Here is a 26,635-nt window from a genome sequence, read left to right as displayed (position 1 = left end):
AACCATGAGCAAGATCCTGATCCGTGGTGCGAAGGTGCTCGGCGGGGAGCCGCAGGACGTCCTGATCGACGGCGAGCTCATCGAGGCGGTCGGCACGGGGCTTCCGGACGAGGGCGCCGAGGTCGTCGAGGCCGGCGGGAAGGTGCTGCTGCCGGGGCTCGTCGACCTGCACACCCATCTGCGTGAGCCCGGCCGCGAGGACTCCGAGACCGTCCTCACCGGCACGCGGGCCGCGGCCGGCGGCGGCTTCACCGCGGTGTTCGCCATGGCCAACACCTTTCCCGTCGCCGACACCGCCGGTGTCGTCGAGCAGGTCTACCGGCTCGGCAAGGAGTCCGGCTACTGCGATGTGCAGCCCATCGGTGCCGTGACCGTCGGCCTGGAGGGCAAGAAGCTCGCCGAGCTGGGCGCCATGCACGAGTCCGCCGCCGGGGTCACCGTCTTCTCCGACGACGGCAAGTGCGTCGACGACGCCGTGATCATGCGCCGCGCCCTGGAGTACGTGAAGGCCTTCGGCGGCGTCATCGCGCAGCACGCCCAGGAACCGCGCCTGACCGAGGGCGCCCAGATGAACGAGGGCATCGTCTCGGCGGAGCTGGGACTCGGTGGCTGGCCCGCCGTCGCCGAGGAGTCGGTCATCGCCCGTGACGTGCTGCTCGCCGAGCACGTGGGCTCGCGGGTGCACATCTGCCATCTGTCGACCGCCGGATCCGTCGAGATCGTGCGCTGGGCCAAGTCCCGCGGGATCGATGTGACGGCCGAGGTCACCCCGCACCACCTGCTCCTGACGGACGAGATGGTGCGCACGTACAACCCCGTCTACAAGGTCAACCCGCCGCTGCGCACCGAGCGCGACGTGATGGCCCTGCGCGAGGCCCTCGCCGACGGCACGATCGACATCGTCGCCACCGACCACGCCCCGCACCCGCACGAGGACAAGGACTGCGAGTGGGCCGCGGCCGCCATGGGCATGGTGGGCCTGGAAACCGCGCTGTCGGTCGTGCAGCGGACGATGGTCGAGACCGGCCTGCTGACCTGGGAGGGCGTGGCGGACCGGATGTCCGTCAAGCCCGCGCGGATCGGCGGGGCCACGGGCCACGGACGCCCCATCTCAGCCGGTGAGCCCGCCAACCTCACGCTGCTCGATTCCGCTTACCGTGGAGAGGTGGACCCCGCGGGCTTCGCCTCCCGCAGCCGCAACACCCCCTACGAGGGCCGTGAGCTGCCGGGACGTGTCACGCACACCTTCCTGCGGGGCCGGGCAACGGTCGTCGACGGGAAGCTGGCGTGACTCCTCCTCTGATCCAACTGGCCGCAGCGCAGCATTCCGCGCCGGTCACCGACTGGGCCGCACGGATCGGCTGGGTCGCCGGCCTGCTGGTCTTCATCGCCTTCGTCTACTGGCTGATGCGCCAGGGCTGGAAGTGGCGCGGCACGCTCCAGGGCGATCTGCCCGAGCTGCCCACCACTCCCGACGACCCCGGTGAGCCACGCCTGACGCTCAACGGCCGCTACCACGGCTCCACCACCGCCGGGCAGTGGCTCGACCGGATCGTGGCGCGCGGTCTGGGGACCCGTAGCCGCGCCGAGCTGACCCTCACCGACCAGGGGCTGGACGTCGTACGGCCGGGCGCGGCGGACTTCTTCGTACCGGCCGCCGCACTGCGCGGCGCCCGCCTCGACAAGGGCATCGCCGGCAAGGTCCTGACCGAGGGCGGCCTGCTGATCGTCACCTGGGAGCACGGCGACCGGCAGCTCGACTCCGGCTTCCGCTCCGACCGGGCGGAAGAGCACCCGGCCTGGGTCGAGGCCGTCAACCGGCTCAGCACCACCGAGCACACCACCAGCACCACCGAGCACACCGAAACGGAAGGCGCACGATGACGACCTCCACCAGGGGTACCGCCCACGGAACAAGGGGGCTCCCCGCCGTACTCGTCCTGGAGGACGGCCGCTCCTTCCGCGGCCGTGCCTACGGGGCCGTGGGGGAGACCTTCGGCGAAGCGGTGTTCTCCACCGGCATGACCGGCTACCAGGAGACGCTGACCGACCCCTCGTACCACCGCCAGGTCGTCGTCATGACCGCCCCGCACATCGGCAACACCGGTGTGAACGACGAGGACCCCGAGTCGCAGCGGATCTGGGTCTCCGGCTACGTCGTGCGCGACCCCGCCCGTACCCCGTCCAACTGGCGCTCGGTGCGTTCGCTGGACGACGAGCTGGTCGCCCAGGGCGTCGTCGGCATCAGCGGCATCGACACCCGCGCCCTGACCCGCCATCTGCGCGAGCGCGGTGCCATGCGGGTCGGCATCTTCTCCGGCGATGCGCTGCCCGACGCGGGCACGATGCTGGCCAAGGTGCGCCAGGCCCCGGAGATGCAGGGCGCGGACCTGTCCACGCAGGTCGCCACCAAGGAGTCCTACGTCGTCCCGGCGATCGGCACCAAGAAGTTCACCGTCGCCGCCATCGACCTGGGCATCAAGGGCATGACCCCGCACCGGATGGCCGAGCGCGGCATCGAGGTGCACGTCCTGCCGGCCACCGCCACCGTCGAGGACATCTACGCGGTGGCGCCGGACGGCGTGTTCTTCTCCAACGGCCCCGGCGACCCGGCCACCGCCGACCACCCGGTCTCCGTCATGCAGGGCGTCCTGGAGCGCAAAACTCCGCTGTTCGGCATCTGCTTCGGCAACCAGATCCTGGGCCGCGCGCTGGGCTTCGGCACCTACAAGCTCAAGTACGGGCACCGCGGCATCAACCAGCCGGTGCAGGACCGTACGACCGGCAAGGTAGAGGTCACCGCGCACAACCACGGGTTCGCCGTCGACGCCCCGCTCGACGCGGTCTCCGACACCCCCTTCGGCCGTGCCGAGGTCTCCCACGTCTGCCTCAACGACAACGTGGTGGAGGGCCTGCACCTCCTCGACCAGCCGGCCTTCAGCGTCCAGTACCACCCCGAAGCCGCCGCGGGTCCGCACGACGCCGCGTACCTCTTCGACCGCTTCGTTTCCCTGATGGAGGGCCAGCGTGCCTAAGCGCACCGATATCCAGTCCGTCCTGGTCATCGGCTCCGGCCCGATCGTCATCGGCCAGGCCGCCGAGTTCGACTACTCCGGCACCCAGGCCTGCCGGGTCCTCAAGTCCGAGGGCCTGCGCGTCATCCTGGTGAACTCCAACCCGGCGACGATCATGACCGACCCCGAGATCGCCGACGCGACCTACGTCGAGCCGATCACCCCGGACTTCGTCGAGAAGATCATCGCCAAGGAGCGCCCCGACACGCTGCTGCCCACCCTGGGCGGCCAGACGGCGCTGAACACCGCGATCTCGCTGCACGAGTCCGGCACCCTCGACAAGTACGGCGTCGAGTTGATCGGCGCCAATGTCGAGGCGATCAACAAGGGCGAGGACCGCGACCTGTTCAAGGAGGTCGTCAAGGCCGTTCACGCCAAGATCGGCCACGGCGAGTCCGCCCGCTCGGTCATCTGCCACTCCATGGACGACGTCCTGGCGGGCGTCGACGAGCTCGGCGGCTACCCCGTCGTCGTCCGCCCCTCCTTCACCATGGGCGGCGCCGGCTCCGGCTTCGCCCACGACGAGGACGAGCTGCGCCGGATCGCCGGCCAGGGGCTGACGCTCTCGCCGACCACCGAGGTGCTCCTGGAGGAGTCCATCCTCGGCTGGAAGGAGTACGAGCTGGAGCTGATGCGCGACAAGAACGACAACGTCGTGGTCGTCTGCTCCATCGAGAACTTCGACCCGATGGGCGTGCACACCGGCGACTCGATCACCGTCGCCCCGTCGATGACGCTCACCGACCGTGAGTACCAGCTCCTGCGGGACATCGGCATCGCGGTGATCCGCGAGGTCGGTGTGGACACCGGCGGCTGCAACATCCAGTTCGCGGTCAACCCCGAGGACGGCCGGGTCATCGTCATCGAGATGAACCCGCGCGTCTCGCGCTCGTCGGCCCTGGCCTCCAAGGCCACCGGCTTCCCGATCGCGAAGATCGCCGCCCGGCTCGCCGTCGGCTACACCCTCGACGAGATCCCCAACGACATCACCGAGAAGACCCCGGCCTCCTTCGAGCCGACCCTCGACTATGTCGTCGTCAAGGTGCCGCGGTTCGCCTTCGAGAAGTTCCCGGCCGCCGACGCCACGCTCACCACGACGATGAAGTCGGTCGGCGAGGCCATGGCCATCGGCCGCAACTTCCCCGAGGCGCTCAACAAGGCCCTGCGCTCCCTGGAGAAGAAGGGCAGCCAGTTCGACTTCGTGACCGCCCCGGGTGCGAAGGCGGAGCTGCTGAAGGTCGCCCAGGTCCCCACCGACGGCCGGATCAACACCGTCATGGAGGCGATCCGGGCCGGTGCCACGCCCCAGGAGGTCTTCGACGCCACGAAGATCGACCCCTGGTTCGTCGACCAGCTCTTCCTCATCAAGGAGATCGCGGACGAGATCGTGGCCGCCGAGAAACTCCACCCGGAGATCCTTGCGGACGCAAAGCGCTATGGCTTCTCCGACGCCCAGATCGCCGCGATCCGCGGGCTGCGCGAGGACGTCGTCCGCGAGGTCCGGCACGCCCTGGGTGTCCGCCCGGTCTACAAGACGGTCGACACCTGCGCCGCCGAATTCGCCGCGAAGACCCCGTACTTCTACTCGTCCTACGACGAGGAGAGCGAGGTCGCGCCCCGCGAGAAGCCGGCCGTGATCATCCTCGGCTCCGGCCCCAACCGCATCGGCCAGGGCATCGAGTTCGACTACTCCTGCGTCCACGCCTCGTTCGCGCTCAGCGACGCGGGCTACGAGACCGTGATGGTCAACTGCAACCCGGAGACCGTCTCGACGGACTACGACACCTCCGACCGTCTGTACTTCGAGCCGCTGACGCTCGAGGACGTCCTGGAGATCGTGCACGCCGAGACCCAGGCCGGCCCGGTCGCCGGCGTCATCGTCCAGCTCGGCGGGCAGACCCCGCTCGGCCTGGCGCAGGCGCTCAAGGACAACGGTGTGCCGATCGTCGGCACCTCGCCCGAGGCGATCGATCTCGCCGAGGAGCGCGGCGCCTTCGGCCGGGTGCTCACCGAGGCCGGGCTGCCCGCCCCCAAGTACGGCACCGCCTTCTCCTTCAGCGAGGCCAAGCGGATCGCCACCGAGATCGGCTACCCGGTCATGGTCCGCCCGTCCTACGTGCTCGGCGGCCGCGGTATGGAGATCGTCTACGACGAGCCGTCGCTGGGCGAGTACCTCACCCGCCACGCCGGCCTGATCGACCGGCACCCGGTCCTCATCGACCGGTTCCTCGACGACGCCATCGAGATCGATGTCGACGCGCTCTACGACGGCACCGAGCTCTACCTCGGCGGCGTCATGGAGCACATCGAGGAAGCCGGCATCCACTCCGGCGACTCCGCCTGTGCGCTGCCCCCCATCACGCTGGGCGGCTTCGACATCAAGCGGCTGCGCGCCTCCACGGAGGCCATCGCCAAGGGCGTCGGCGTCCGCGGCCTGATCAACATCCAGTTCGCGATGGCCGGGGACATCCTGTACGTCCTGGAGGCCAATCCGCGCGCCTCCCGTACGGTCCCCTTCACCTCGAAGGCCACCGCGGTGCCGCTGGCCAAGGCCGCCGCCCGTATCTCGCTGGGCGCGACCATCGCCGAACTGCGCGCCGAGGGCATGCTGCCCAGGTCCGGCGACGGCGGCACGCTGCCGCTGGACGCGCCGATCTCCGTCAAGGAAGCCGTGATGCCCTGGTCGCGGTTCCGCGACATCCACGGCCGCGGGGTGGACACCATCCTCGGCCCGGAGATGCGCTCCACCGGCGAGGTCATGGGCATCGACTCGGTCTTCGGCACCGCCTACGCCAAGTCGCAGACCGGCGCGTACGGCGCACTGCCCACCAAGGGCCGCGCCTTCGTCTCCGTCGCCAACCGCGACAAGCGCTCGATGATCTTCCCGGCCCGCGAACTGGTCGCGCACGGCTTCGAGCTGCTCGCCACCTCCGGCACCGCCGAGGTGCTGCGCCGCAACGGCATCAACGCCACCGTGGTGCGCAAGCAGTCCGAGGGCGAGGGGCCGGACGGTGAGAAGACCATCGTCCAGCTGATCCACGACGGCCAGGTCGACCTGATCGTCAACACCCCCTACGGCACCGGCGGCCGGCTGGACGGCTACGACATCCGTACCGCCTCCGTCGCCCGCGGCATCCCCTGCCTGACCACGGTCCAGGCGCTGGCCGCGGCCGTACAGGGCATCGAGGCCATGTCCCGCGGAGACGTCGGCGTACGTTCCCTCCAGGAACACGCCGAACATCTCACCGCGGCCCGCGAGGAGTAGCGACGAGGAGGGGGACACCGACGCGGTGTCCCCCTCTTCGTGAGCCCCTCACTCCTCACCGCGGAAGGCACACCCGACGATGTACCGCCTCTTCTTCCACCTGATCTTCAAGCGCATGGACCCCGAGCAGGCCCACCACCTGGCCTTCCGCTGGATCCAGCTGGCCGTGCGCATCCCCGTGCTGCGCACCTTCGTGGCGGCCGCCCTCGCGCCCCGCTACAAGGAGCTGCGCACCGAGGCCCTGGGCCGCCGGATGCACGGCCCCTTCGGCCTGGCCGCCGGCTTCGACAAGAACGCCGTCGCGATCGACGGGATGACCATGCTCGGCTTCGACCATGTCGAGATCGGTACGGTCACCGCCCAGCCGCAGCCGGGCAACCCCAAGAAGCGCCTGTTCCGGCTCGTACCGGACCGCGCGCTGATCAACCGGATGGGCTTCAACAACGAGGGGTCCGCGTCCGTCGCGGCCCGCCTCGCGGCCCGCCACCCGGTCTTCCCCACCACCCTCGGCGTCAACATCGGCAAGACCAAGGTCGTACCGGAGGCCGAGGCCAACGCCGACTACGTCACCTCCACCGAGCGGCTCGCCCGGCACGCCGACTACCTGGTCGTCAATGTCTCCTCCCCGAACACCCCGGGGCTGCGCAACCTCCAGGCCGTCGACCACCTCCGCCCCCTGCTGACGGCCGTACGCGAGGCCGCCGACCGTACGGTGACCGACCGCCGGGTCCCGCTGCTGGTCAAGATCGCCCCCGACCTCGCCGACGCGGATGTGGACGCGGTCGCCGACCTGGCCGTGGAGCTGGGCCTGGACGGGATCATCGCCACCAACACCACCATCGCCCGCGAGGGCCTCGGCCTGACCTCCGACCCCTGGCTGACCGCCGAGACCGGCGGGCTGTCCGGCGCGCCCGTCAAGGAGCGCTCGCTGGAGGTGCTGCGCCGCCTCTACGCCCGCGTCGGCGACACGATCACCCTCATCGGGGTGGGCGGCATCGAGAACGCCGAGGACGCCTGGCAGCGCATCCTCGCCGGCGCCACCCTCGTCCAGGGCTACAGCGCCTTCATCTACCAGGGCCCGTTCTGGTGCCGCGCGATCCACAAGGGCCTCGCCGCCCGGCTGCGCAACAGTCCGTACGCCACCCTCGCCGACGCGGTCGGCGCCGAGCACAAGAAGGTGTCCGCATGACCGAGCCTTTCGGTTCCCGCCTGCGCCGCGCCATGGACGAGCGCGGTCCGCTCTGCGTCGGCATCGACCCGCACGCCTCGCTGCTGGCCGACTGGGGCCTGAACGACGATGTGGCGGGCCTGGCGCGGTTCACCAGGACCGTGGTGGAGGCCCTCGGCGAGACGGTCGCACTCTTCAAGCCACAGTCCGCGTTCTTCGAGCGCTTCGGCTCGCGCGGCGTCGCCGTACTGGAGACCGCCGTCGAGGAGGCGCGCGAGCGCGGCGCCCTGGTCCTGATGGACGCCAAGCGCGGTGACATCGGCTCGACCATGACCGCCTACGCGGAGACCTACCTGCGCAAGGACTCGCCGCTGTTCTCCGACGCGCTGACCGTCTCCCCGTACCTCGGCTACGGCTCGCTGAAGCCGGCCGCCGACATGGCGCGCGAGAACGGTGCCGGGCTCTTCGTCCTCGCCCTCACCTCCAATCCGGAGGGTGCCGAGGTCCAGCGGGCGGTGCGCGAGGACGGCCGCACGCTCGCCGCGACCATGCTCGGCCACCTCGCCGCCGAGAACGCCGGTGCCGAGCCGCTGGGCTCCTTCGGCGCGGTCGTCGGCGCCACGCTCGGCGATCTCTCCTCGTTCGATCTGGCGATCAACGGCCCGTTGCTCGCACCCGGCATCGGCGCCCAGGGCGCCACCCCCGCCGACCTCCCGAAGGTCTTCGGGGACGCCGTACGCAATGTCGTGCCGAGCGTCAGCCGGGGGGTGCTGCGGCACGGCCCGGACGCCGCGGCGCTGCGTGCCGCGGCGGACCGATTCGCCGACGAAGTGCGCATCGCGCTCGGTTAAGAGCCTCCCGACGGGGACTTTGGTCCCGAATTGTCCTGGTCAGCAGAGTCTGACCAGGACTTTTCGCTTGTTCTCGCTGACTCAGGCGCCCTCTGGCGCTAGTCTCCGACGAGAGCACTGCACGTAAGCGCGTTGCTCGTTGCTCCGCAGGTGCGGGGCGACTAGGTTCCACACCGGTCCGTATCCGACAGTTCGACATCCGAGGTGACGTAGGCGTGGCTCTTCCGCCCCTTACCCCTGAACAGCGCGCAGCCGCGCTCGAGAAGGCCGCCGCGGCTCGCCGGGAGCGCGCCGAGGTCAAGAATCGGCTCAAGCACTCCGGTGCTTCCCTCCATGAGGTCATCAAGCAGGGCCAGGAGAACGACGTCATCGGCAAGATGAAGGTCTCCGCCCTTCTGGAGTCCCTGCCGGGCGTCGGCAAGGTCCGCGCCAAGCAGATCATGGAGCGACTCGGGATCTCCGAGAGCCGCCGTGTCCGGGGCCTTGGCTCCAACCAGATCGCGTCGCTGGAGCGCGAGTTCGGCAGCACAGCTTCCTGAATTTTCCGGCATCACCGGGAAGCTGGAATAATCGCTGCATGAGTTCTGCAGTCTCCGGGGGGACGACCCCCGCGCCCCCGGCCAGACAACCGCGACTGACCGTGCTCTCCGGCCCCTCCGGGGTCGGCAAGAGCACGGTCGTCGCGCATATGCGCAAGGTCCACCCCGAGGTGTGGCTCTCGGTTTCGGCCACCACCCGCAAGCCGCGCCCCGGGGAGCGGCACGGCGTCCATTATTTCTTCGTCGACGGCGAGGAGTTCGACAAGCTCATCGCCAACGGTGAGCTGCTCGAATGGGCCGAATTCGCGGGCAACCGGTACGGCACCCCCCGCAAGGCGGTGCTGGACCGCCTGGAGGCCGGGGAGCCGGTCCTGCTGGAGATCGATCTGCAGGGCGCCCGCCAGGTCCGCGAGTCCATGCCGGAGGCGAATCTGCTCTTCCTGGCCCCGCCGAGCTGGGACGAGCTGGTCCGCCGGCTCACCGGCCGGGGCACGGAGGCGCCGGAGGTCATCGGGCGCCGGCTGGCCGCCGCCAGGATCGAACTGGCAGCGGAGAAAGAGTTCGATATGACCCTTGTCAACACCTCCGTCGAGGACGTCAGCCGTGAGCTGCTAGCCTTGATGCTGAATCGATCCGGAGACGAGAACACCGGCGCCTGACCGCGCAGCTCCCCCGGACCGTCCAAGACTTTGCGTTACACCCCCGCTTCATCCCCCTTCGGAAGGTAGAGAGTGTCCTCTTCCATCACTGCACCCGAGGGCATCATCAACCCGCCCATTGATGAGCTTCTCGAGGCCACCGATTCGAAGTACAGCCTGGTGATCTACGCCGCCAAGCGCGCGCGTCAGATCAACGCGTACTACTCGCAGCTCGGCGAGGGCCTGCTTGAGTACGTCGGCCCGCTCGTGGACACCCACGTCCACGAGAAGCCCCTGTCGATCGCGCTCCGCGAGATCAACGCGGGTCTGCTGACCTCCGAGGCCATCGAGGGCCCGGCCCAGTAAGCAGCGGAACATTTCACCAAGGGCCCGGCGGCGCGACCGCCGGGCCCTTGGTGTGTCATAGGGGCATACGTACGGACCTAGGCCCGGGGAGCGGCGAAGCGATGGACAGGCGTGAGCGGGAGCGGCCCAGGGTCGTCCTGGGGGTGAGCGGCGGGATCGCCGCGTACAAGGCGTGCGAGCTGCTGCGGCGGCTGACCGAGTCCGGACACGACGTACGGGTGGTGCCGACCGCCTCGGCGCTGCACTTCGTCGGCGAGGCCACCTGGTCGGCGCTGTCCGGCAACCCGGCCGGCACCGAGGTCTGGGAATCCGTCCACGAGGTCCCGCACGTCCGGATCGGCCAGGCCGCCGATCTCGTCGTGGTCGCCCCCGCCACGGCCGATCTGCTCGCCAAGGCCGCCCACGGCCTCGCCGACGATCTGCTGACCAACACTCTGCTCACCGCCCGCTGCCCGGTGGTCTTCGCCCCGGCGATGCACACCGAGATGTGGGAGAACCCCGCCACTCAGGAGAACGTTGCCACGCTGCGCCGCCGCGGCGCCCTCGTCATCGACCCGGCGGTCGGCCGGCTGACCGGCGTCGACACCGGCAAGGGCCGTTTCCCCGACCCGGTCGAGATCTTCGAATTCTGCCGCCGGGTGCTGGCCCGCGGCGCACGGGCGACGGAGCTGGATCTCGCCGGCCGCCATGTCGTGGTCAGCGCGGGCGGCACCCGCGAGCCGCTGGACCCCGTCCGCTACCTGGGCAACCGCTCCTCCGGCAAGCAGGGCTATGCGCTCGCCCGTACGGCGGCGGCCCGCGGCGCCCGGGTCACGCTGGTCGCCGGCAACACCGAGCTGCCCGATCCGGCCGGGGTGGAGATGATCCGCATCGGCACGGCCCGTCAGCTCCAGGAAGCCGTGCTGAAGGCCGCCGCCGACGCCGATGCCGTGGTCATGGCCGCCGCGGTCGCCGATTTCCGGCCCGCCGTCTACACCACCGGCAAGATCAAGAAGGTCGAGGGCCAGGAGCCGGAACCGGTCACTCTGGTCCGAAATCCGGACATCCTTGCCGAGCTCTCCGCCGAGCGGGCCCGCCCCGGCCAGCTCGTGGTCGGCTTCGCGGCGGAGACCGACGACGTGCTCGCCAACGGTCGCGCCAAGCTCACCCGCAAGGGCTGTGACCTGCTGGTCGTCAATGAGGTCGGGGAGCACAAGGCGTTCGGTTCGGCTGAGAACGAGGCGGTGATCCTGGCGGCCGACGGAACCGAGACCCCGGTCCCGTACGGCCCCAAGGAAGCCCTGGCCGAAACGGTCTGGGACCTGGTCGCGCCCCGTCTGGCCGAGATCCGCCCCTGACGTGCCCGTACGGACCGCGGCATCACCCCACCGGCCCCCTAAAATCCGGCCCATCCCCTTGACCCGGCCCATGCTCAAGGTGATCGTCCTACCGTGGGCCGTGGTGTCCCAGGTCACTGGGGGTCCATAAATCGAGACCGCGTGCCCGAACGCCGCACACGACCGATAAACTGGCGAGTGGATCGGGCCGAGCGCAGCTCTCGGCCCTTCCGCCAATGATCAGCCAGCAGCCGCTGCAACCCCAGGGAGCGATGTGTCCCGCCGCCTGTTCACCTCGGAGTCCGTCACCGAGGGCCACCCCGACAAGATCGCTGACCAGATCAGCGACACCATCCTCGACGCACTCCTCAAGGAAGACCCGACATCACGGGTCGCCGTGGAGACGTTGATCACCACCGGCCTGGTGCATGTGGCCGGCGAGGTGACGACGAAGGCGTACGCCGACATCCCCAACCTCGTCCGCAACAAGATCCTGGACATCGGGTACGACTCGTCCAAGAAGGGCTTCGACGGCGCTTCCTGTGGCGTCTCGGTGTCCATCGGCGCGCAGTCCCCGGACATCGCCCAGGGTGTCGACACCGCGTACGAGAACCGTGTCGAGGGCGATGACGACGAGCTGGACAAGCAGGGCGCCGGCGACCAGGGCCTGATGTTCGGCTATGCCTGCGACGAGACCCCGGAGCTGATGCCGCTCCCGATCAACCTCGCGCACCGGCTCTCCCGCCGTCTCTCCGAGGTCCGCAAGAACGGGACCATCCCCTACCTCCGCCCCGACGGCAAGACCCAGGTCACCATCGAGTACGACGGCCACAAGGCCGTCCGCCTCGACACCGTCGTGGTCTCCTCGCAGCACGCCAGCGACATCGACCTCGACTCGCTCCTGGCGCCCGACATCCGCGAGTTCGTCGTCGAGCACGTCCTCAACCAGCTCGTCGAGGACGGCATCAAGCTGGACACCGACGGCTACCGGCTGCTGGTCAACCCGACCGGCCGCTTCGAGATCGGCGGCCCCATGGGTGACGCCGGCCTCACCGGCCGCAAGATCATCATCGACACCTACGGCGGCATGGCCCGCCACGGTGGCGGCGCCTTCTCCGGCAAGGACCCGTCCAAGGTCGACCGCTCGGCCGCCTACGCGATGCGCTGGGTCGCCAAGAACGTCGTCGCCGCCGGCCTCGCGGCCCGCTGCGAGGTTCAGGTCGCCTACGCCATCGGCAAGGCCGAGCCGGTCGGTCTCTTCGTCGAGACCTTCGGCACCGCGACCGTCGACACCGACAAGATCGAGCAGGCCATCGGCGAGGTCTTCGACCTCCGCCCGGCGGCCATCATCCGCGACCTCGATCTGCTCCGTCCCATCTACGCGGAGACCGCCGCCTACGGCCACTTCGGCCGTGAGCTGGAGGACTTCACCTGGGAGCGCACGGACCGGGTGGAGGCGCTGAAGAAGGCTGCGGGGCTGTAAGTCCCCCACGGCCCGTGAAGTGACCCACGGCCCCGGACCGCTTGGCGGTCCGGGGCCGTCGGCTGTCCACAGGGCCCCTCGCTGTCGGTGCCATCTGCTAAGACTGATGCTGTGAGCAGGGAGAACGGGCGACCGGAGGCGGGGGCGTCGGGTGCGGGTGAGCAGTTGGCCCTCATCCGGGAGGCCGTGCGGGAGACGAAGGCGGAGCGGGCGAAGCCACGGACGTGGCGGGGAGCCGAGCTGGCCGCCGAGCTGCCGGTGGCGCGGGTGCTGGTCGACAAGGGGCTGGTGCACCTCGACCGGTATTTCGACTACGCGGTGCCCGCGGCGATGGATGCCGAGGCGCAGCCCGGGGTGCGGGTGCGGGTGCGGTTCGGGGCGGGGGAGAAGGGCGGCCGCCGTGAGGGCGGCAAGCTGGTCAGCGGGTTCATCGTGGAGCGGGTCGCGGAGAGCGACTATCGCGGGGTGCTCGCCCCGATCGCGCAGGTGCTGTCGTCCGAGCGGGTGCTGACGCCCGAGCTGCTGGGGCTGTGCCGGGCGGTGGCGGACCGCTATGCCGGGACGCTCGCGGATGTGGTGCAGCTGGCCGTCCCGCCGCGCCGGGCGCGGGCGGAGGCCAAGCCGTCGCCCGCGCCGCTGCCACCCAACGCGCCGCCGGAGCCGGGCAGTTGGGAGCGCTACGGGGCGGGCCCCGGGTTTCTGGCGGCGCTGACGCGGGGGGATGCGCCGCGGGCGGTGTGGACGGCGCTGCCCGGGGCGACCTGGCCGCAGGAGCTGGCGCGGGCGGCGGCCGCGGCGCTGGCGGGCGGGCGCGGCGCCCTGGTGGTGGTGCCGGACGGGCGCGCAGCGGCGCGGGTGGACACGGCCCTCGGCGAGCTGATCGGGGAGGGCCGGCATGTGCTGCTGACCGCCGATGCCGGGCCCGAGGAGCGCTACCGCCGCTGGCTGGCGGTCAGCCGTGGCGCGGTGCGCGCCGTGGTGGGGACCCGTGCGGCGATGTTCGCGCCGGTCGCCGATCTGGGCCTGGTCGCCCTGTGGGACGACGGGGACGCCAGCCACAGCGATCCGCATGCACCCCAGCCGCATGCCCGTGAGGTCCTCATCCAGCGGTCGGTCAATGAGCACGCCGGATTTCTGCTGGGCGGGCTGAGCTGCACGGTCGAGGCGGCTCAGTTGGTCGAGACGGGCTGGGCGCGTCCGCTGACCGCCGAGCGCGAGCAGGTGCGGACCGCGGCGCCCCTGGTGCGTACGGTCAGCGACGGTGACGAGGCGCGGGACGCCGCCGCGCGCGCCGCCCGGCTGCCGACGATGGCGTGGCAGGTGGTGCGCGAGGGCCTCAAGCACGGACCGGTGCTCGTCCAGGTCCCGCGCCGGGGCTATGCGCCCCGGCTGGCCTGCGAACGGTGCCGTACCCCCGCGCGCTGCCGGGCCTGCGCGGGCCCGCTGGAGTCGCAGGACGCGGGTGAGCTGGCCTGTGCGTGGTGCGGCAGGCCGGAGCCGGACTGGCACTGCGCCGAGTGCGGCGGTGCGCGGCTGCGGGCCCAGATCGTGGGGGCGCGGCGGACGGCGGAGGAGCTGGGCCGGGTGTTCCCGTCGGTCCCGGTGCGCACCTCGGGGCGTGATCATGTGCTGGCAGCGGTTCCGGGCGCTCCCGCACTCGTGGTCAGTACACCGGGCGCGGAGCCGGTGGCCGAGGACGGCGGATATGCGGCGGCGCTGCTGCTGGACGGCTGGGCGCTGCTGGGGCGGCCGGACCTGCGGGCGGGGGAGGAGGCGCTGCGTCGCTGGCTGGGCGCCGCCGCGCTGGTCCGCGGCCAGGCGGAGGGCGGCACCGTCGCGGTGATCGCGGAGCCGACGCTGCGGCCGGTGCAGGCGCTGGTGCGCTGGGATCCGGTGGGCCATGCGGTCCGCGAGCTGTCCGAGCGGGCCGAGCTGGGATTCCCTCCGGTATCGCGGATGGCGTCCGTGGCCGGCCGTGCGGAGGATGTCATCGAGCTGCTGAGGGATGCCGAACTCCCCGAAGGGGCCGAGGTGTTGGGGCCCGTACCACTGCCCGTACCGGACCCCGCCCGTCCGCGGCGGCCGGGTGACCCTCCGCCGGGTGAGCAGTGGGAACGTGCGCTGGTCCGCGTTCGCCCGGGCCAGGGCGCCGCCCTCGCCGCTGCGCTCAAGGCGGCCCGCGCGGCCCGGCTGGTCAAGCGGGAGGGGGAGGCGGTACGGGTACGGATCGATCCGCCCGATCTGGGGTGAGGCTCGAGGGGTGGGCGAAGCCGCCCGAAGGGGAGGGGCGTTCGTCCGGCTCGGGCGAAGTTCGCCGCACCGTGGTGAGGAAGCGTGCCTGCCCAGGCTTGTGCCCCCGACGCGGCGTGCCATGGAGCCGTGATGCCGTGACGCCGTAGTGCCGTGACGCCGCAGGTCCACGACGCCCTGACCCGGTGACACCCGACACCCCGCGTCCGGCGCTCCCGGACATGGCGCCGCCCCGGGACCCCGATGTGGCGGGTGGTCCCGGGGCGTTGGCGAGCGACGAAGGAGCGGAGGGCGCTCGGTGCCGGGGTGGTTCAGCCGTTGCGGGGACCGGGGAAGGCGCCCGGGCGGGCCGGCTCGTCGCGGGAGACCGCGGAGGGCTGGGGGTGCAGGGAACGGGCGGCAGGGACGGACGGGGAGCCGGATAGGCCCGCGGCCATGGTGACCGCACGGGTCGCGGCGGAATCGGGTGAACGCACCGTCGGCTCACCGCCGTTGTTCTCCGCGGTGGGCTGGGCGGCGGCTCTGCGGGCACCGTAACGGCGGTGCACCGCCTGTTTGGTGACGCCCAGCGCCGAGCCCACCGCGTCCCAGGAGAATCCCAGCGAACGGTCGAAGTCGACCGCGGCCGTGACGAGTGTTTCGACGCTGTCCCGCAGCTCCTGGGCGAGGCGCACCGTCGGGGCGGGCGCGCGTCCGTAGACGACGAAGCCCGCGGAGGGGCCCGTGCGCCGCGGCCGGTAGACGTTGCCGAGCTGAGCGGTCAGCGTGCGCAGTGCGTCCACCTGCCGGCGCACCCGCTCGATGTCCCGCACCAGGAGATGCAGGCTGGCGCGCGCCTGGGCGTCGTGGGTTGCGTGGTCGGCCATGAGCAAGCCTCTCGAACCGGCGTGGAAAAGGAAGGATGAAAGCGAGCGGGCCGTCAAAGCGGCCCGGTCCGGGTCAATGCTGTTTGACCAACGCGACAGCAGCGGCTCTGGTCACGGTATGGGGGCGCACGAGCTTCCGTACGAGGCGCGGGAAATCTTGTACGCCCCCTGGATCCACCGCCCATGGCCTGGGACGGGACCCATAGACTGGTGAGTCGTTCCGCTGCGTGTGAGAGGTAGATCGCCACCCATGAGGCTTGTCTTCGCCGGCACCCCCGAGGTCGCCGTACCCGCCCTCGATGCCCTGATCGCCTCGGACCGGCACGAGGTCGTGGCCGTCGTCACCCGGCCCGACGCGCCCGCGGGACGCGGCCGGAAGCTGGTCGCCAGCCCCGTCGCGGAGCGGGCGGAGGAGGCGGGCATCGAGGTGCTCAAGCCCCTCAAGCCGCGCGACGAGGACTTTCTGGCCCGGCTGCGGGAGATCGCGCCGGACTGCTGCCCGGTGGTCGCCTACGGCGCGCTGCTGCCGAAGTCCGCGCTCGACATTCCCGCCATGGGGTGGGTCAATCTGCACTTCTCGCTGCTGCCCGCGTGGCGGGGCGCGGCGCCCGTGCAGCATGCGGTGCTGGCGGGGGACGAGGTGACCGGCGCCTCGACGTTCCAGATCGAGACCGGCCTGGACTCCGGCCCGGTCTTCGGGGTGTTGACCGAGGAGGTCCGGCCGACGGACACCAGCGGCGACCTGCTCACCCGGCTGGCGTTCGCCGGTTCCGGGCTGCTCGTGGCGACGATGGACGGCATCGAGGACGGCACGCTGCAGGCGGTGCCGCAGCCGGCCGAGGGTGTCACGCTCGCGCCGAAGATCGAGGTCGAGGACGCCAAGGTGGACTGGACGGCGCCCGCGCTGCGGGTCGACCGGGTGATCCGCGGCTGTGCGCCCGCGCCCGGGGCCTGGACGGTCTTCCGTGGCGAGCGCCTCAAGCTGATGTCGGCGGCCTCCGCCGCCGGCCACACCGAGCCCGTCCTGGCGCCCGGCGAACTCGCCGTCACGAAGAAGGCGGTGTACGTCGGCACCGGCAGCCACCCCGTCGAACTCATCTGGGTCCAGCCGCAGGGCAAGAAGCCGATGCAGGCGGCGGACTGGGCGCGCGGGGTGCGTATCGAGAGCGGGGAGCGGCTGGGGGACTGAGCCCCGGCCGTCCGGGCCCGTCCCCGTCCTGGGGCCGGCGGCCGGCGGATGGCGGCCCCGGTTCACCGTCCGGCTCCTCCCCGCGCGTGCGGGCCGCGCGCCCGCGTAGGCTGGGACGGAACCCTCATCTCGTATCCGGAGCACCTTTTCTGTGAGTCAGCAGCCGCGTCGTCGCCCCAGCAAGCCCTATCGCCGCCCGCAGAAGGACCCGGTCAGGATCCTCGCGTTCGAGGCGTTGCGGGCCGTCGACGAGCGGGACGCGTACGCGAATCTCGTGTTGCCGCCGTTGCTGCGCAAGGCGCGCGAGGGCGGTGACTTCGACGCCAGGGACGCGGCGCTGGCGACGGAGTTGGTCTACGGGTCACTGCGGTGGCAGGGGACGTATGACGCGATCGTCGCGCAGTGCGTGGACCGGCCGCTGCGGGAGGTGGACCCGCCGGTCCTGGACGTGCTGACCCTCGGGGCGCACCAGTTGCTCGGCACCCGCATTCCGACGCATGCCGCGGTGAGCGCCAGCGTCGAGCTGGCGCGGGTGGTGCTGGGCGACGGGCGGGCGAAGTTCGTCAATGCGGTGCTGCGCAAGATCGCGGCCCATGACCTGGACGGCTGGCTGGAGCGGGTCGCCCCGGAGTACGACGAGGACCCCGAGGACCACCTCGGCATCGTGCATGCGCACCCCCGCTGGGTCGTCTCGGCGCTGTGGGACGCGCTCGGCGGCGGCCGGGCCGGTATCGAGGACCTGCTGGAGGCGGACAACGAACGCCCCGAGGTGACGCTGGTGGCCCGCCCCGGCCGGTCCACCGCCGAGGAGCTCATGGCGGCGGTGGGCGAGGAGAGCGCGCTCCCCGGGCGCTGGTCCCCGTATGCGGTGCGGCTGGCGGAGGGCGGTGAGCCGGGCGCCCTGGACCCGGTCCGCGAAGGGCGCGCCGGGGTGCAGGACGAGGGCAGCCAGCTCGTCGCCCTCGCGCTGGCGAACGCGCCCGTCGAGGGCCCCGACCGCGCCTGGCTCGACGGCTGCGCGGGCCCCGGCGGCAAGGCGGCGCTGCTGGCGGCGCTCGCGGCGCAGCGCGGTGCCGCCCTGCTGGCCTCGGAGAAGCAGCCGCACCGCGCACGTCTGGTGGCGCGGGCGCTCGACGGCAACCCCGGTCCGTACGCGGTCATCGCCGCCGACGGCACCCGCCCGGCCTGGCGGCCCGGCGTCTTCGACCGGGTGCTGGTGGATGTGCCGTGCACCGGTCTGGGGGCGCTGCGTCGGCGGCCGGAGGCGCGCTGGCGGCGTCGCCCCGAGGATCTGGACGGGTTCGCCCCGCTGCAGCGCGAGCTGCTCCGACAGGCGCTCGCGGCCGTGCGGGTCGGCGGTGTCGTCGGCTATGCGACCTGCTCGCCGCATCCCGCCGAGACCCGGGCCGTGGTGGACGACGTCCTCAAGGGGCGGGGCGGCGAGCCGGTGCAGGTGGAGTGGATCGACGCCCGGCCGCTGATGCCCGGCGTACCGGCACTCGGTGACGGCCCGGACGTCCAGCTGTGGCCGCATCTGCACGGCACGGACGCGATGTATCTGGCGCTGCTGCGACGGACCGGCTGAGGGCGGTACGGGGGCGGCAGGCGGAGCCGGAAGCGTCGTCGCAGGGCTGATGGGTTCCGTCGGTCGCCGCCCTACCGGGCCGAAGTCGGCTGGTGCGGCCCCGTCGGCCGGCCCGGCGTCAGCTCGGGGCGCCGGGGGAGGGGGAGAGGCATCGGCGTGCTGTGCTCCGGCCGCCAGGGCTGTCCGGCCGAGCGGTGTCCGGGAGATGCCGCGGCTCTCGATGATCCACGCGAGTACGGGGCACGCCGTCACCGAGAGCGCGAGCCCCGTGAACGGCTCCGAACTCAGCGGACTCGCCTGGGATTTGCCGGGGTCCACCGGATGCCCGGATGCCCGGCCCAGCGCGAAGGGGAACAGCATCGAGCAGACCGCGATGCCCACGAGGTCTGCCTGTTTCCGGGCATCTACGCGGGCACGAACAAGGTGAGCGGAGGGGGCATCCGCTGCCTCTGGCCGTACACGTTCGCCTCACGCTCGCCTCGGGAAGCGGAGCCGCGACGGTCGGCGACCGGACCCTCTTCGGTGCCCCGCTCCGCCCTCTTCGGCGCCCCGCTCGGCCCGCTCCGGCTCCCCGTCCGGCCCCGTTCCGTCCCGCCTCCGGCCGTTCCCGGCCCGCACGCCATACTGGGGGCATGGCCTTGATCAACCCCAGCATCCTGTCCGCAGACTTCGCCCGCCTCGCCGAGGAGGCGCGGGCCGTCGAGGGCGCCGACTGGCTGCACGTCGACGTCATGGACAACCACTTCGTCCCGAATCTCACCCTCGGTGTGCCGGTTGTCGAGTCGCTGAGCAAGGCGACGGACACCCCGCTCGATCTGCATCTGATGATCGAGGACCCGGACCGCTGGGCGCCGCAGTACATCGAGGCCGGGGCAGGGTCCGTGACCTTCCACGTGGAGGCGGCGGCCGCGCCGATTCGGCTGGCGCGGGAGATCCGGGCCAAGGGTGCGCGGGCGTCGATGGCGCTGAAGCCGGCCACGCCGATCGAGCCGTACGAGGATCTGCTCCCCGAGCTCGACATGCTGCTGATCATGACCGTGGAGCCCGGCTTCGGCGGCCAGCCGTTCCTGGACATCATGCTCCCCAAGATCCGCCGCACGCGTGAGCTGATCTCCCGGCACGGTCTGGAGCTGTGGCTCCAGGTGGACGGCGGGGTCTCGGCGGCCACCATCGAGCGGTGCGCGGAGGCGGGAGCCGATGTGTTCGTGGCGGGCTCCGCGGTGTACGGCGCGGACGACCCGGCCAAGGCGGTCCGGGACCTGCGCGAGAAGGCCGAGTCGGCGACCACCGCGGCGGGCTGGGGCTGCGCGCACTGAGTGCGGTGAGCGGGGCCCGGCTGTTTCACGCCACGGGAATCCGCGTGTGGGCTGGGCCGCGCCGCCAGTTGTGTGGGGCGCAACCGAGCGTTCACGAGGGTCGGGGGAGTGATGGTCCCCGTTGCCGCCGGGTTTCTGAAAGGATGAGCAAAGACTCGATCAGATGCGCAAAAGGGGAGAATTTCGTGGTAGCCAGCCGCCCACAGTCCGGAATGGGCCCTGCCGAGCTGGTGCAGGCCGCGGCCATGGCCCGCCGCTTCTATCTTGAGAACAAGTCGAAGATCCAGATCGCGGAGGAGTTCGGCGTCAGCCGGTTCAAGGTCGCCCGGGTGCTGGAGACCGCCCTGGAGCGCGATCTTGTGCGGATCGAGATCCGGGTGCCCTCCGAGCTGGACGCCGAGCGCTCCGACGCCCTGCGGGCCCGCTACGGCCTGCGGCACGCGGTGGTCGTCGAGTCGCCCGCGGACGCTCCCCCCGCCTTCGGCGGCCAGACGCCGCCCGAGGATGCCGCCGACCCGGAGAACCTCGGCGAGGTCGCGGCCGATCTCCTCGGCGAGCTGGTCGCCGAGGGCGATGTGCTGGGGCTGGCCTGGGGCCGGTCGACCATCCATATGGCGGCCGCGCTGCACCGCCTCCCGCCGTGCACCGTCGTGCAGTTGACCGGTGTCTACGACGCGGGCACCGCCGACCGCGGCTCGGTCGAGGCGGTGCGCCGCGCGGCCGATGTCTCCGGGGGCGAGGCGCATCCGATCTATGCGCCGATGCTGCTGCCCGACTCGGCGACCGCCGAGGCGCTGCGCCGCCAGACCGGGATCGCCCGCGCCTTCGAGTACTTCGACAAGGTCACCGTGGCCTGTGTCTCCATCGGTTCCTGGGAGCCGGGCGTCTCGACCGTCTACGACATGCTGTCGGAGCAGGAGCGGGAGCACTACGCCTCGCTGGGTGCGGCCGCCGAGATGTCGGCGCACCTCTTCGACGCCGAGGGGCGGCGCATCGGCCGGGACCTCGGCGAGCGGTGCATCACCGTCGAGGCGGACCGGCTCCGCCGTATCCCGGAGGTCGTCGCCATCGCCGGCGGCCGGCGCAAGGCCGAAGCGATCGGCGCGGTGCTGCGCTCCGGGCTGGTGACGAGCCTGGTCACGGACACCGCCGCCGCCGACCATCTGCTCCTGGAGACCGGCCCGGGCCCGCGCCCCGCACTCGACCGGGCGGATCCTGACGGGGCGTGACCTCCGCCGGAGCGGAACATGGCGCGGACGGCCGTGCGTGCCCATCCCGCCGTCCCGCGCCGTGCACACCGGGGGCGTCATCGACGAGCAGCCTGCGCGGCCCTGTGACAGCATCGGCGCATGGTGATCCGCTCCGCTCCGCGCCGAGCCGCCGCGGTCCTCGGCGCGCTGCTCGCCGGGCTGCTCCTCGTGCTCGCCGGGTGTGCCACGGGCGGTGGCACCAAGGGGAGTTCGCCCGGACCGCCGCGGTCCACCGCCACGGCCGTCGCGGATGCCCCGAGCCCCTCCGGCGTTCCGCAATGGGCGCAGGGCATGCCCGTCGTCCCGGTCGGCGCGCTGCCCTCCCAGGCGCGGGACACCCTCCGGCTCATCGACGCCGGCGGGCCCTTCCGCTACCCGCAGGACGGGACCGTCTTCGGCAACCGTGAGCGGCTGCTGCCCCGTCAGCCCCGCGGTTACTACCACGAGTACACGGTTCCCACCCCCGGCTCCCCGGACCGCGGAGCCCGCCGGCTCGTCACCGGACAGACCCATGAGACGTACTACACCGACGACCACTACCGGACCTTCAAGGCGGTGCTTCGATGACGGGTTCTGTGCCCCGGCCGCTCGCGGCGGTGCTCGACGGCAGTACGCCCCCCGGGGTGCTGCCCTGGCCCGCGGAGCGCTCCGTGGCGGAGGCGCTGGCTGCCGCGCGGGACGCCGGCTGGACCGGCACGTCGCTGGATCTGGAGGGGGTCGTGGACAAGGCCGACTTCATGGACCGGTGCGCCCGCGCACTGCGGCTGCCGGAATGGTTCGGCCGCAACTGGGACGCGCTCGCCGACTGCCTCACCGATCTGTCCTGGTGCCCCGCCGACCGTGGCCGGCTGCTCGTCGTGACGGGCTGGCAGGGCTATGCGGCCGCGGCGCCGGAGGAGTGGAGCATCGTCGAGGGCGTCCTGGCGGATGCGGTGGGCTACTGGCGCGACACGGACACCGGCCTGGCCGTGATCATGGCCAGGGGGCGGGACCGGCAGGGCGTGTAGCGGCGCCGTACCGGGCCTGACCGGCGACGATGCCGGGCGGCCCGCCGGGGTACCGATCACCCCCGTCCTGGCGTGGACATCTCAGCCCGCGCGGCGCTCTTTGGGGGATCGCACACACGGCCGAGGGATGGCTCGGATCATCATATGAGCCCTGGTCAGGGCCCGTATCCTGGCTGTATGCGATTCCTCAATCCGAAGAACGGCGCGCTCGAAGAGAGTTCTTCGGTGCCCTACGACCTGACCTACGACGATGTGTTCATGGTGCCCGGCCGCTCCGCCGTGGGATCCCGCCAGGGAGTGGATCTGTCCTCCCATGACGGGACCGGTACCACCATCCCCCTCGTGGTCGCCAACATGACGGCGATCGCCGGCCGCCGGATGGCCGAGACCGTTGCCCGCCGTGGTGGCCTGGTCGTCATTCCGCAGGACATTCCGCTCGATGTCGTCACCGACGTCGTGACCTGGGTCAAGCGCCGCCATCTGGCCCTGGACACCCCGATCGTGCTGTCCCCGGTCGCGACCGTCGCCGACGCCCTGGCGCTGCTGCCCAAGCGGGCGCACGGCGCGGGCATCGTCGTCGAGGGCGGCCGCCCGGTCGGCGTCGTCACCGAGCACGACCTGGCCGGCGTGGACCGCTTCACCCAGGTGGCCGAGGTCATGTCCAGGGACCTGCTCGTCCTGGACGCGGACATCGACCCGCGGGAGGCCTTCAACCGCCTCGACGCCGCCAATCGCAAGCTCGCGCCCGCGGTCGACGCGGACGGCATGCTGGTCGGCATCCTCACCCGCAAGGGTGCGCTCCGCGCCACCCTGTACACCCCCGCCACCGACGCCAACGGCAAGCTGCGGATCGCGGCGGCCGTCGGCATCAACGGCGATGTGGCCGGCCGGGCCAAGGCGCTGCTGGACGCCGGCGTGGACACCCTCGTCGTGGACACCGCGCACGGCCACCAGGAGTCGATGATCGCCGCGGTCAGGGCCGTGCGTGGGCTGGACCCGCAGGTCCCGATCGTGGCGGGCAATATCGTCGCCGCCGAGGGCGTCCGCGATCTGATCGAGGCCGGTGCGGACATCATCAAGGTCGGCGTCGGACCGGGCGCGATGTGCACCACTCGCATGATGACCGGCGTCGGCCGGCCGCAGTTCTCCGCGGTCCTGGAGTGCGCCGCCGAGGCGAAGAAGTTCGGCAAGCACGTCTGGGCGGACGGCGGGGTGCGCCACCCCCGCGATGTCGCGATGGCGCTGGCCGCGGGTGCCTCCAACGTCATGATCGGCTCCTGGTTCGCCGGCACCCTCGAATCGCCCGGCGACCTCCAGCACACCGCCGACGGCCGGCCGTACAAGGAGAGCTTCGGCATGGCCTCCGCGCGTGCGGTGCGCAACCGTACGAGCGATGAGTCGGCCTACGACCGGGCCCGCAAGGGCCTCTTCGAGGAGGGCATCTCCACCTCGCGGATGTTCGTCGACCAGGCGCGCCCCGGCGTCGAGGACCTGATCGACACGATCATCGCGGGGGTCCGCAGCTCCTGCACCTACGCGGGTGCCGCCTCCCTGGCGGAGTTCGCCGACAAGGCCGTGGTCGGTGTGCAGAGCGCCGCCGGCTACGCCGAGGGCAAGCCGCTGCACGACAGCTGGAACTGACCTCCCACGGGGACGTACCACCGCCCCGGCACCGCCGCTCACCGGCCCCGCACCGACTCGGTGCGGGGCCGGTCGCATGATCGCGGCCCCCGGCCCGGTACTCGGCCGCCGTGCCGGAACCCGTACGATCGACCGAAGCGCGCAATGAACCACCGCCCGCCGCGCGGGTGCGCAACGATCATTCGCAGTTGCGCAAGGAACCTGCATTACGGCAGGTCAGCGGCGGGCCGTAAGGTCAAGCGCTATACGTGGAGTGACGGAGTCCGTCTGCTCGGCGGTCTCCTGCTGCGGGGTGCTTCGGCATGCCCTCGTACCGACCGCTGCCGGTCGCCGTCATCCGTATCGTCATCCGATCGGCAGCGATAAAGGAGCCACCCCAGTGTTGGAGCACGGCGCAGCCCCACCCTCAGGGGCCAGCGACCCCCGGCCCCCCTCCTCCGGAGGCCTCGGCACCCGTTTGATGCGGCGCAAGCCCGTCGAGCGGCTGGTTGCCGAGGGCGGTAAGGGCGAGGGGGGATCGCTCCGTCGCTCGATGGGCATGTGGCAGCTGACCATGATCAGCATCGGTGCCACCCTCGGCACCGGCATCTTCGTGGTCCTCGGCGAGGCCGTCCCGGACGCCGGACCCGCGGTCATCATCTCGTTCGTCTTCGCCGGTATCACCGCCCTGTTCTCCGCGCTGTCCTATGCGGAGCTGGCCGGCACCATCCCGGTCTCCGGCTCGTCGTACTCCTACGCCTACGCCACCCTCGGTGAGCTGGTCGCCTGGGTCTGCGGCTGGTGCCTGATCCTGGAGTACGGCGTCTCGGTCGCGGCCGTCGCCGTGGGCTGGGGCCAGTATCTGAACGAACTGCTCAACGGCACGCTGGGATTCACCATCCCGGACGCGCTGTCCCAGCCGCCCGGTGACGGCGGCATCTTCAACCTGCCGGCCCTGCTGGTCGTGCTGCTGGCGATGGTGTTCCTGCTGGGCGGGGCCAAGGAGAGCGCCCGGGCCAACACGATCATGGTCGTCGTCAAGATCGTTGCGCTGCTGCTGTTCTGCGGCGTTGCCGTGCAGGGTGTGCGGTCCGGCAACTACGCGAACTTCATGCCGATGGGCATGGCGGGTGTCAGCGCCGCCGGCGCCACCCTGTTCTTCTCGTACATCGGCTTCGACGCCGCCTCCACCGCGGGTGAGGAAGCCAAGAACCCGCAGCGCGACATGCCGCGCGCGATCATGCTCTCGCTGGTGATCGTCACCGCGCTGTACTGCCTGGTCGCGGCCATCGCCGTGGGCGCGATGCCCTGGCAGAAGTTCAAGGGCTCGGAGGCCGCGCTGGCCGGGATCATGAAGGATGTCACCGGCCAGAGCTTCTGGGCCGTACTGCTCGCCTTCGGTGCGGTCATCGCCATCGCCAGCGTCGTGCTCACCGTGCTCTACGGCCAGACCCGCATCCTCTTCGCGATGTCCCGGGACGGGCTGGTGCCGAAGGTGTTCGCCAAGGTGCACCCGAAGAGCGGTGCGCCGCGCGCCAACACCGTGATCGTTTCGCTGTTCTGCGGGGTGCTCGCCGCCGCGGTGCCGCTGGGCCAGCTGGCCGACGCCACCAGCATCGGCACGCTGTTCGCCTTCGCGCTGGTCAATATCGCGGTGATCGTGCTGCGCCGCACCCGGCCCGATATGCCGCGCAGCTTCCGTACCCCGCTCTCGCCGCTCTTCCCGGCGATCGGCTTTCTGCTGTGCCTCTACATGATGGGCAGCCTCGGCGCCGTGACCTGGGTGGTCTTCGGTGTCTGGATGGCCGTGGGCCTTGTGGTCTACTTCGGTTACGGCATGCGCCGTTCCCGATTGGCCACCGTAGAGAAGTGATCCACCCGCAGTGCGACTGAACGATCTCGACGAACGCATCGTCCACGCCCTCGCCGAGGACGCCCGCCGCAGCTATGCCGATATCGGCCAGGAGGTCGGGCTGTCCGCGCCGGCCGTCAAGCGCCGGGTGGACCGGCTGCGGGCCGACGGCGCGATCACCGGCTTCACCGTGCGGGTCGATCCGGCCGCGCTCGGCTGGGAGACCGAGGGGTTCGTCGAGATCTACTGCCGCCGCAACACCTCGCCCGAGGCGATCCACCGCGGCCTGTCGCGCTACCCGGAAGTGGCGTCCGCCTCCACCGTCACCGGTGAGGCGGACGCCGTCGTCCAGGTCTTCGCCTCCGACATGCGGCACTTCGAGCGGGTGCTGGAGCGGATCGCGGGCGAACCGTTCGTGGAGCGGACGAAGTCCGTCCTGGTGCTCTCGCCGCTGCTGCGGCGGTACAGCTCGGGGGCGCCGGGCTGAGGCCTGCTTCTTCCCGGTCCACGTCCGGGGCGGGTGTCTCAGGCACCCGCCCCGGCGTCCGTCGGCACCCGCGGCGGCGTTCCCTGTGTCCAGACGATGCGCAGCGACGAGTGGGCGATCCGCCAGCCGTCCGCGGTCCGGACCAGCTCGTGGTCGGCGTGGCCCGCGGAGATGAAGACCCCCTCGGAGCCGTCCGCGAGAACATGCGTGCTCAGCTGCGCGCCGCGGGCGGTGGCCCGGTCGCCGTCGATCTCGATGACGGCGTTGGTGCCCAGATGCACGGTGCGGTCGAACAGGGCCATCGCGGCGCCGACCTGTGCCGACAGTGCGTCGCGGCCGTGGAAGTTGCCGATGGGCAGCTCGGCGGTGACGTCCTCGGTGTGGAAGGCGCGGGCCCAGGCCTCGTCGAACCTCCCCTCGTCCAGTGAGCGGAGATAGCGGTCCAGCAGGTCGGTGAGCTCCGCGCGGTCGGTCAGTTCTCGCAGTTGGCGCTGCATCGTGTCGGTGTCCATG

Annotated in this window: 23 protein-coding genes; 21 read left to right on the top strand and 2 right to left on the bottom strand. The window is 71.5% G+C overall.

Features of this window, described 5'->3' with window-relative positions:
- Nucleotides 1–4: 4 nt before the first annotated feature.
- The 12 genes from ACGFWI_RS13240 (at nucleotide 5) to ACGFWI_RS13185 (ending at nucleotide 14,950) form a co-directional block, all read left to right on the top strand.
- On the top strand, nucleotides 5–1,291 hold the full coding sequence (locus ACGFWI_RS13240) for a dihydroorotase (RefSeq protein ID WP_393906067.1): 1,287 nt from the start codon (nucleotides 5–7) through the stop codon (nucleotides 1,289–1,291).
- A complete protein-coding gene (locus tag ACGFWI_RS13235; RefSeq protein WP_393906066.1) occupies nucleotides 1,288–1,884 on the top strand; it encodes a hypothetical protein in 597 nt (198 codons plus the stop codon). Before ACGFWI_RS13240 ends, ACGFWI_RS13235 begins: the two co-directional genes overlap by 4 nt.
- Nucleotides 1,881–3,035 (top strand): glutamine-hydrolyzing carbamoyl-phosphate synthase small subunit, encoded by a 1,155-nt coding sequence (gene carA, locus ACGFWI_RS13230; RefSeq protein WP_393906065.1) that lies wholly within the window; start codon nucleotides 1,881–1,883, stop codon nucleotides 3,033–3,035. The genes ACGFWI_RS13235 and carA overlap by 4 nt, the downstream gene beginning before the upstream one ends.
- Nucleotides 3,028–6,339, top strand: coding sequence for a carbamoyl-phosphate synthase large subunit (gene carB / locus ACGFWI_RS13225; protein ID WP_393906064.1), 3,312 nt, complete (start codon nucleotides 3,028–3,030; stop codon nucleotides 6,337–6,339). Before carA ends, carB begins: the two co-directional genes overlap by 8 nt.
- Before the next feature lie 79 nt (nucleotides 6,340–6,418).
- Complete coding sequence (locus tag ACGFWI_RS13220) at nucleotides 6,419–7,528, top strand: quinone-dependent dihydroorotate dehydrogenase (RefSeq protein WP_393906063.1); 1,110 nt, start codon at nucleotides 6,419–6,421, stop codon at nucleotides 7,526–7,528.
- Entirely contained in the window at nucleotides 7,525–8,358 is an 834-nt protein-coding gene (gene pyrF, locus ACGFWI_RS13215; RefSeq protein ID WP_393906062.1) for an orotidine-5'-phosphate decarboxylase, read from the top strand. The genes ACGFWI_RS13220 and pyrF overlap by 4 nt, the downstream gene beginning before the upstream one ends.
- A 215-nt stretch (nucleotides 8,359–8,573) precedes the next feature.
- The gene (locus ACGFWI_RS13210; protein WP_006607450.1) at nucleotides 8,574–8,897 is read left to right on the top strand and encodes an integration host factor; all 324 of its coding nucleotides are present in this window, start codon (nucleotides 8,574–8,576) and stop codon (nucleotides 8,895–8,897) included.
- Between the two features lie 38 nt (nucleotides 8,898–8,935).
- Nucleotides 8,936–9,556, top strand: coding sequence for a guanylate kinase (gmk, locus tag ACGFWI_RS13205; RefSeq protein WP_393906061.1), 621 nt, complete (start codon nucleotides 8,936–8,938; stop codon nucleotides 9,554–9,556).
- A 72-nt stretch (nucleotides 9,557–9,628) separates the two neighbouring features.
- A complete protein-coding gene (gene rpoZ / locus ACGFWI_RS13200) occupies nucleotides 9,629–9,901 on the top strand; it encodes a DNA-directed RNA polymerase subunit omega (protein ID WP_005319902.1) in 273 nt (90 codons plus the stop codon).
- 101 nt (nucleotides 9,902–10,002) lie between these two features.
- On the top strand, nucleotides 10,003–11,238 hold the full coding sequence (coaBC, locus tag ACGFWI_RS13195) for a bifunctional phosphopantothenoylcysteine decarboxylase/phosphopantothenate--cysteine ligase CoaBC (RefSeq protein ID WP_393906060.1): 1,236 nt from the start codon (nucleotides 10,003–10,005) through the stop codon (nucleotides 11,236–11,238).
- A gap of 253 nt (nucleotides 11,239–11,491) precedes the next feature.
- Nucleotides 11,492–12,700, top strand: a complete 1,209-nt coding sequence (metK, locus tag ACGFWI_RS13190; protein ID WP_093644722.1) for a methionine adenosyltransferase — start codon at nucleotides 11,492–11,494, stop codon at nucleotides 12,698–12,700.
- A gap of 111 nt (nucleotides 12,701–12,811) precedes the next feature.
- The gene (locus tag ACGFWI_RS13185; protein ID WP_393906059.1) at nucleotides 12,812–14,950 is read left to right on the top strand and encodes a primosomal protein N'; all 2,139 of its coding nucleotides are present in this window, start codon (nucleotides 12,812–12,814) and stop codon (nucleotides 14,948–14,950) included.
- A gap of 311 nt (nucleotides 14,951–15,261) precedes the next feature.
- Here ACGFWI_RS13185 and ACGFWI_RS13180 read toward each other — a convergent pair whose 3' ends face one another.
- Nucleotides 15,262–15,816: a hypothetical protein gene (locus ACGFWI_RS13180; RefSeq protein WP_393906058.1), complete on the bottom strand. Its 555-nt coding sequence runs from the start codon at nucleotides 15,814–15,816 to the stop codon at nucleotides 15,262–15,264.
- Between the two features lie 250 nt (nucleotides 15,817–16,066).
- Here ACGFWI_RS13180 and fmt point away from each other — a divergent pair, with 250 nt between their 5' ends.
- From fmt to ACGFWI_RS13135, 9 genes are all read left to right on the top strand, one after another.
- The gene (fmt, locus tag ACGFWI_RS13175) at nucleotides 16,067–17,005 is read left to right on the top strand and encodes a methionyl-tRNA formyltransferase (RefSeq protein WP_393906057.1); all 939 of its coding nucleotides are present in this window, start codon (nucleotides 16,067–16,069) and stop codon (nucleotides 17,003–17,005) included.
- Between the two features lie 151 nt (nucleotides 17,006–17,156).
- Complete coding sequence (locus tag ACGFWI_RS13170; RefSeq protein WP_393906056.1) at nucleotides 17,157–18,590, top strand: RsmB/NOP family class I SAM-dependent RNA methyltransferase; 1,434 nt, start codon at nucleotides 17,157–17,159, stop codon at nucleotides 18,588–18,590.
- A 632-nt stretch (nucleotides 18,591–19,222) separates the two neighbouring features.
- Nucleotides 19,223–19,906, top strand: a complete 684-nt coding sequence (gene rpe, locus ACGFWI_RS13165; protein WP_393906055.1) for a ribulose-phosphate 3-epimerase — start codon at nucleotides 19,223–19,225, stop codon at nucleotides 19,904–19,906.
- Nucleotides 19,907–20,118: 212 nt separating this feature from the next.
- A complete protein-coding gene (locus ACGFWI_RS13160; protein ID WP_393906054.1) occupies nucleotides 20,119–21,135 on the top strand; it encodes a sugar-binding transcriptional regulator in 1,017 nt (338 codons plus the stop codon).
- A 120-nt stretch (nucleotides 21,136–21,255) separates the two neighbouring features.
- Nucleotides 21,256–21,723, top strand: a complete 468-nt coding sequence (locus tag ACGFWI_RS13155; RefSeq protein ID WP_393906053.1) for a ribonuclease domain-containing protein — start codon at nucleotides 21,256–21,258, stop codon at nucleotides 21,721–21,723.
- Entirely contained in the window at nucleotides 21,720–22,163 is a 444-nt protein-coding gene (locus ACGFWI_RS13150; protein ID WP_393906052.1) for a barstar family protein, read from the top strand. Before ACGFWI_RS13155 ends, ACGFWI_RS13150 begins: the two co-directional genes overlap by 4 nt.
- A gap of 177 nt (nucleotides 22,164–22,340) precedes the next feature.
- The gene (locus ACGFWI_RS13145; RefSeq protein ID WP_393906051.1) at nucleotides 22,341–23,804 is read left to right on the top strand and encodes a GuaB1 family IMP dehydrogenase-related protein; all 1,464 of its coding nucleotides are present in this window, start codon (nucleotides 22,341–22,343) and stop codon (nucleotides 23,802–23,804) included.
- 379 nt (nucleotides 23,805–24,183) lie between these two features.
- Nucleotides 24,184–25,656, top strand: a complete 1,473-nt coding sequence (locus ACGFWI_RS13140; RefSeq protein ID WP_393906050.1) for an amino acid permease — start codon at nucleotides 24,184–24,186, stop codon at nucleotides 25,654–25,656.
- A 10-nt stretch (nucleotides 25,657–25,666) separates the two neighbouring features.
- The gene (locus ACGFWI_RS13135) at nucleotides 25,667–26,122 is read left to right on the top strand and encodes an Lrp/AsnC family transcriptional regulator (protein WP_393906049.1); all 456 of its coding nucleotides are present in this window, start codon (nucleotides 25,667–25,669) and stop codon (nucleotides 26,120–26,122) included.
- A 38-nt stretch (nucleotides 26,123–26,160) separates the two neighbouring features.
- Here ACGFWI_RS13135 and ACGFWI_RS13130 read toward each other — a convergent pair whose 3' ends face one another.
- The gene (locus tag ACGFWI_RS13130) at nucleotides 26,161–26,634 is read right to left on the bottom strand and encodes a nuclear transport factor 2 family protein (RefSeq protein WP_393906048.1); all 474 of its coding nucleotides are present in this window, start codon (nucleotides 26,632–26,634) and stop codon (nucleotides 26,161–26,163) included.
- Between the last annotated feature and the right edge of the window lies 1 nt (nucleotide 26,635).

Source organism: Streptomyces sp. NPDC048434 (assembly GCF_043200375.1).
Taxonomy (GTDB): domain Bacteria; phylum Actinomycetota; class Actinomycetes; order Streptomycetales; family Streptomycetaceae; genus Streptomyces.
Note: the sequence above shows the minus strand (reverse complement) of the source record. Positions and strands in the feature narration are given on the sequence as shown.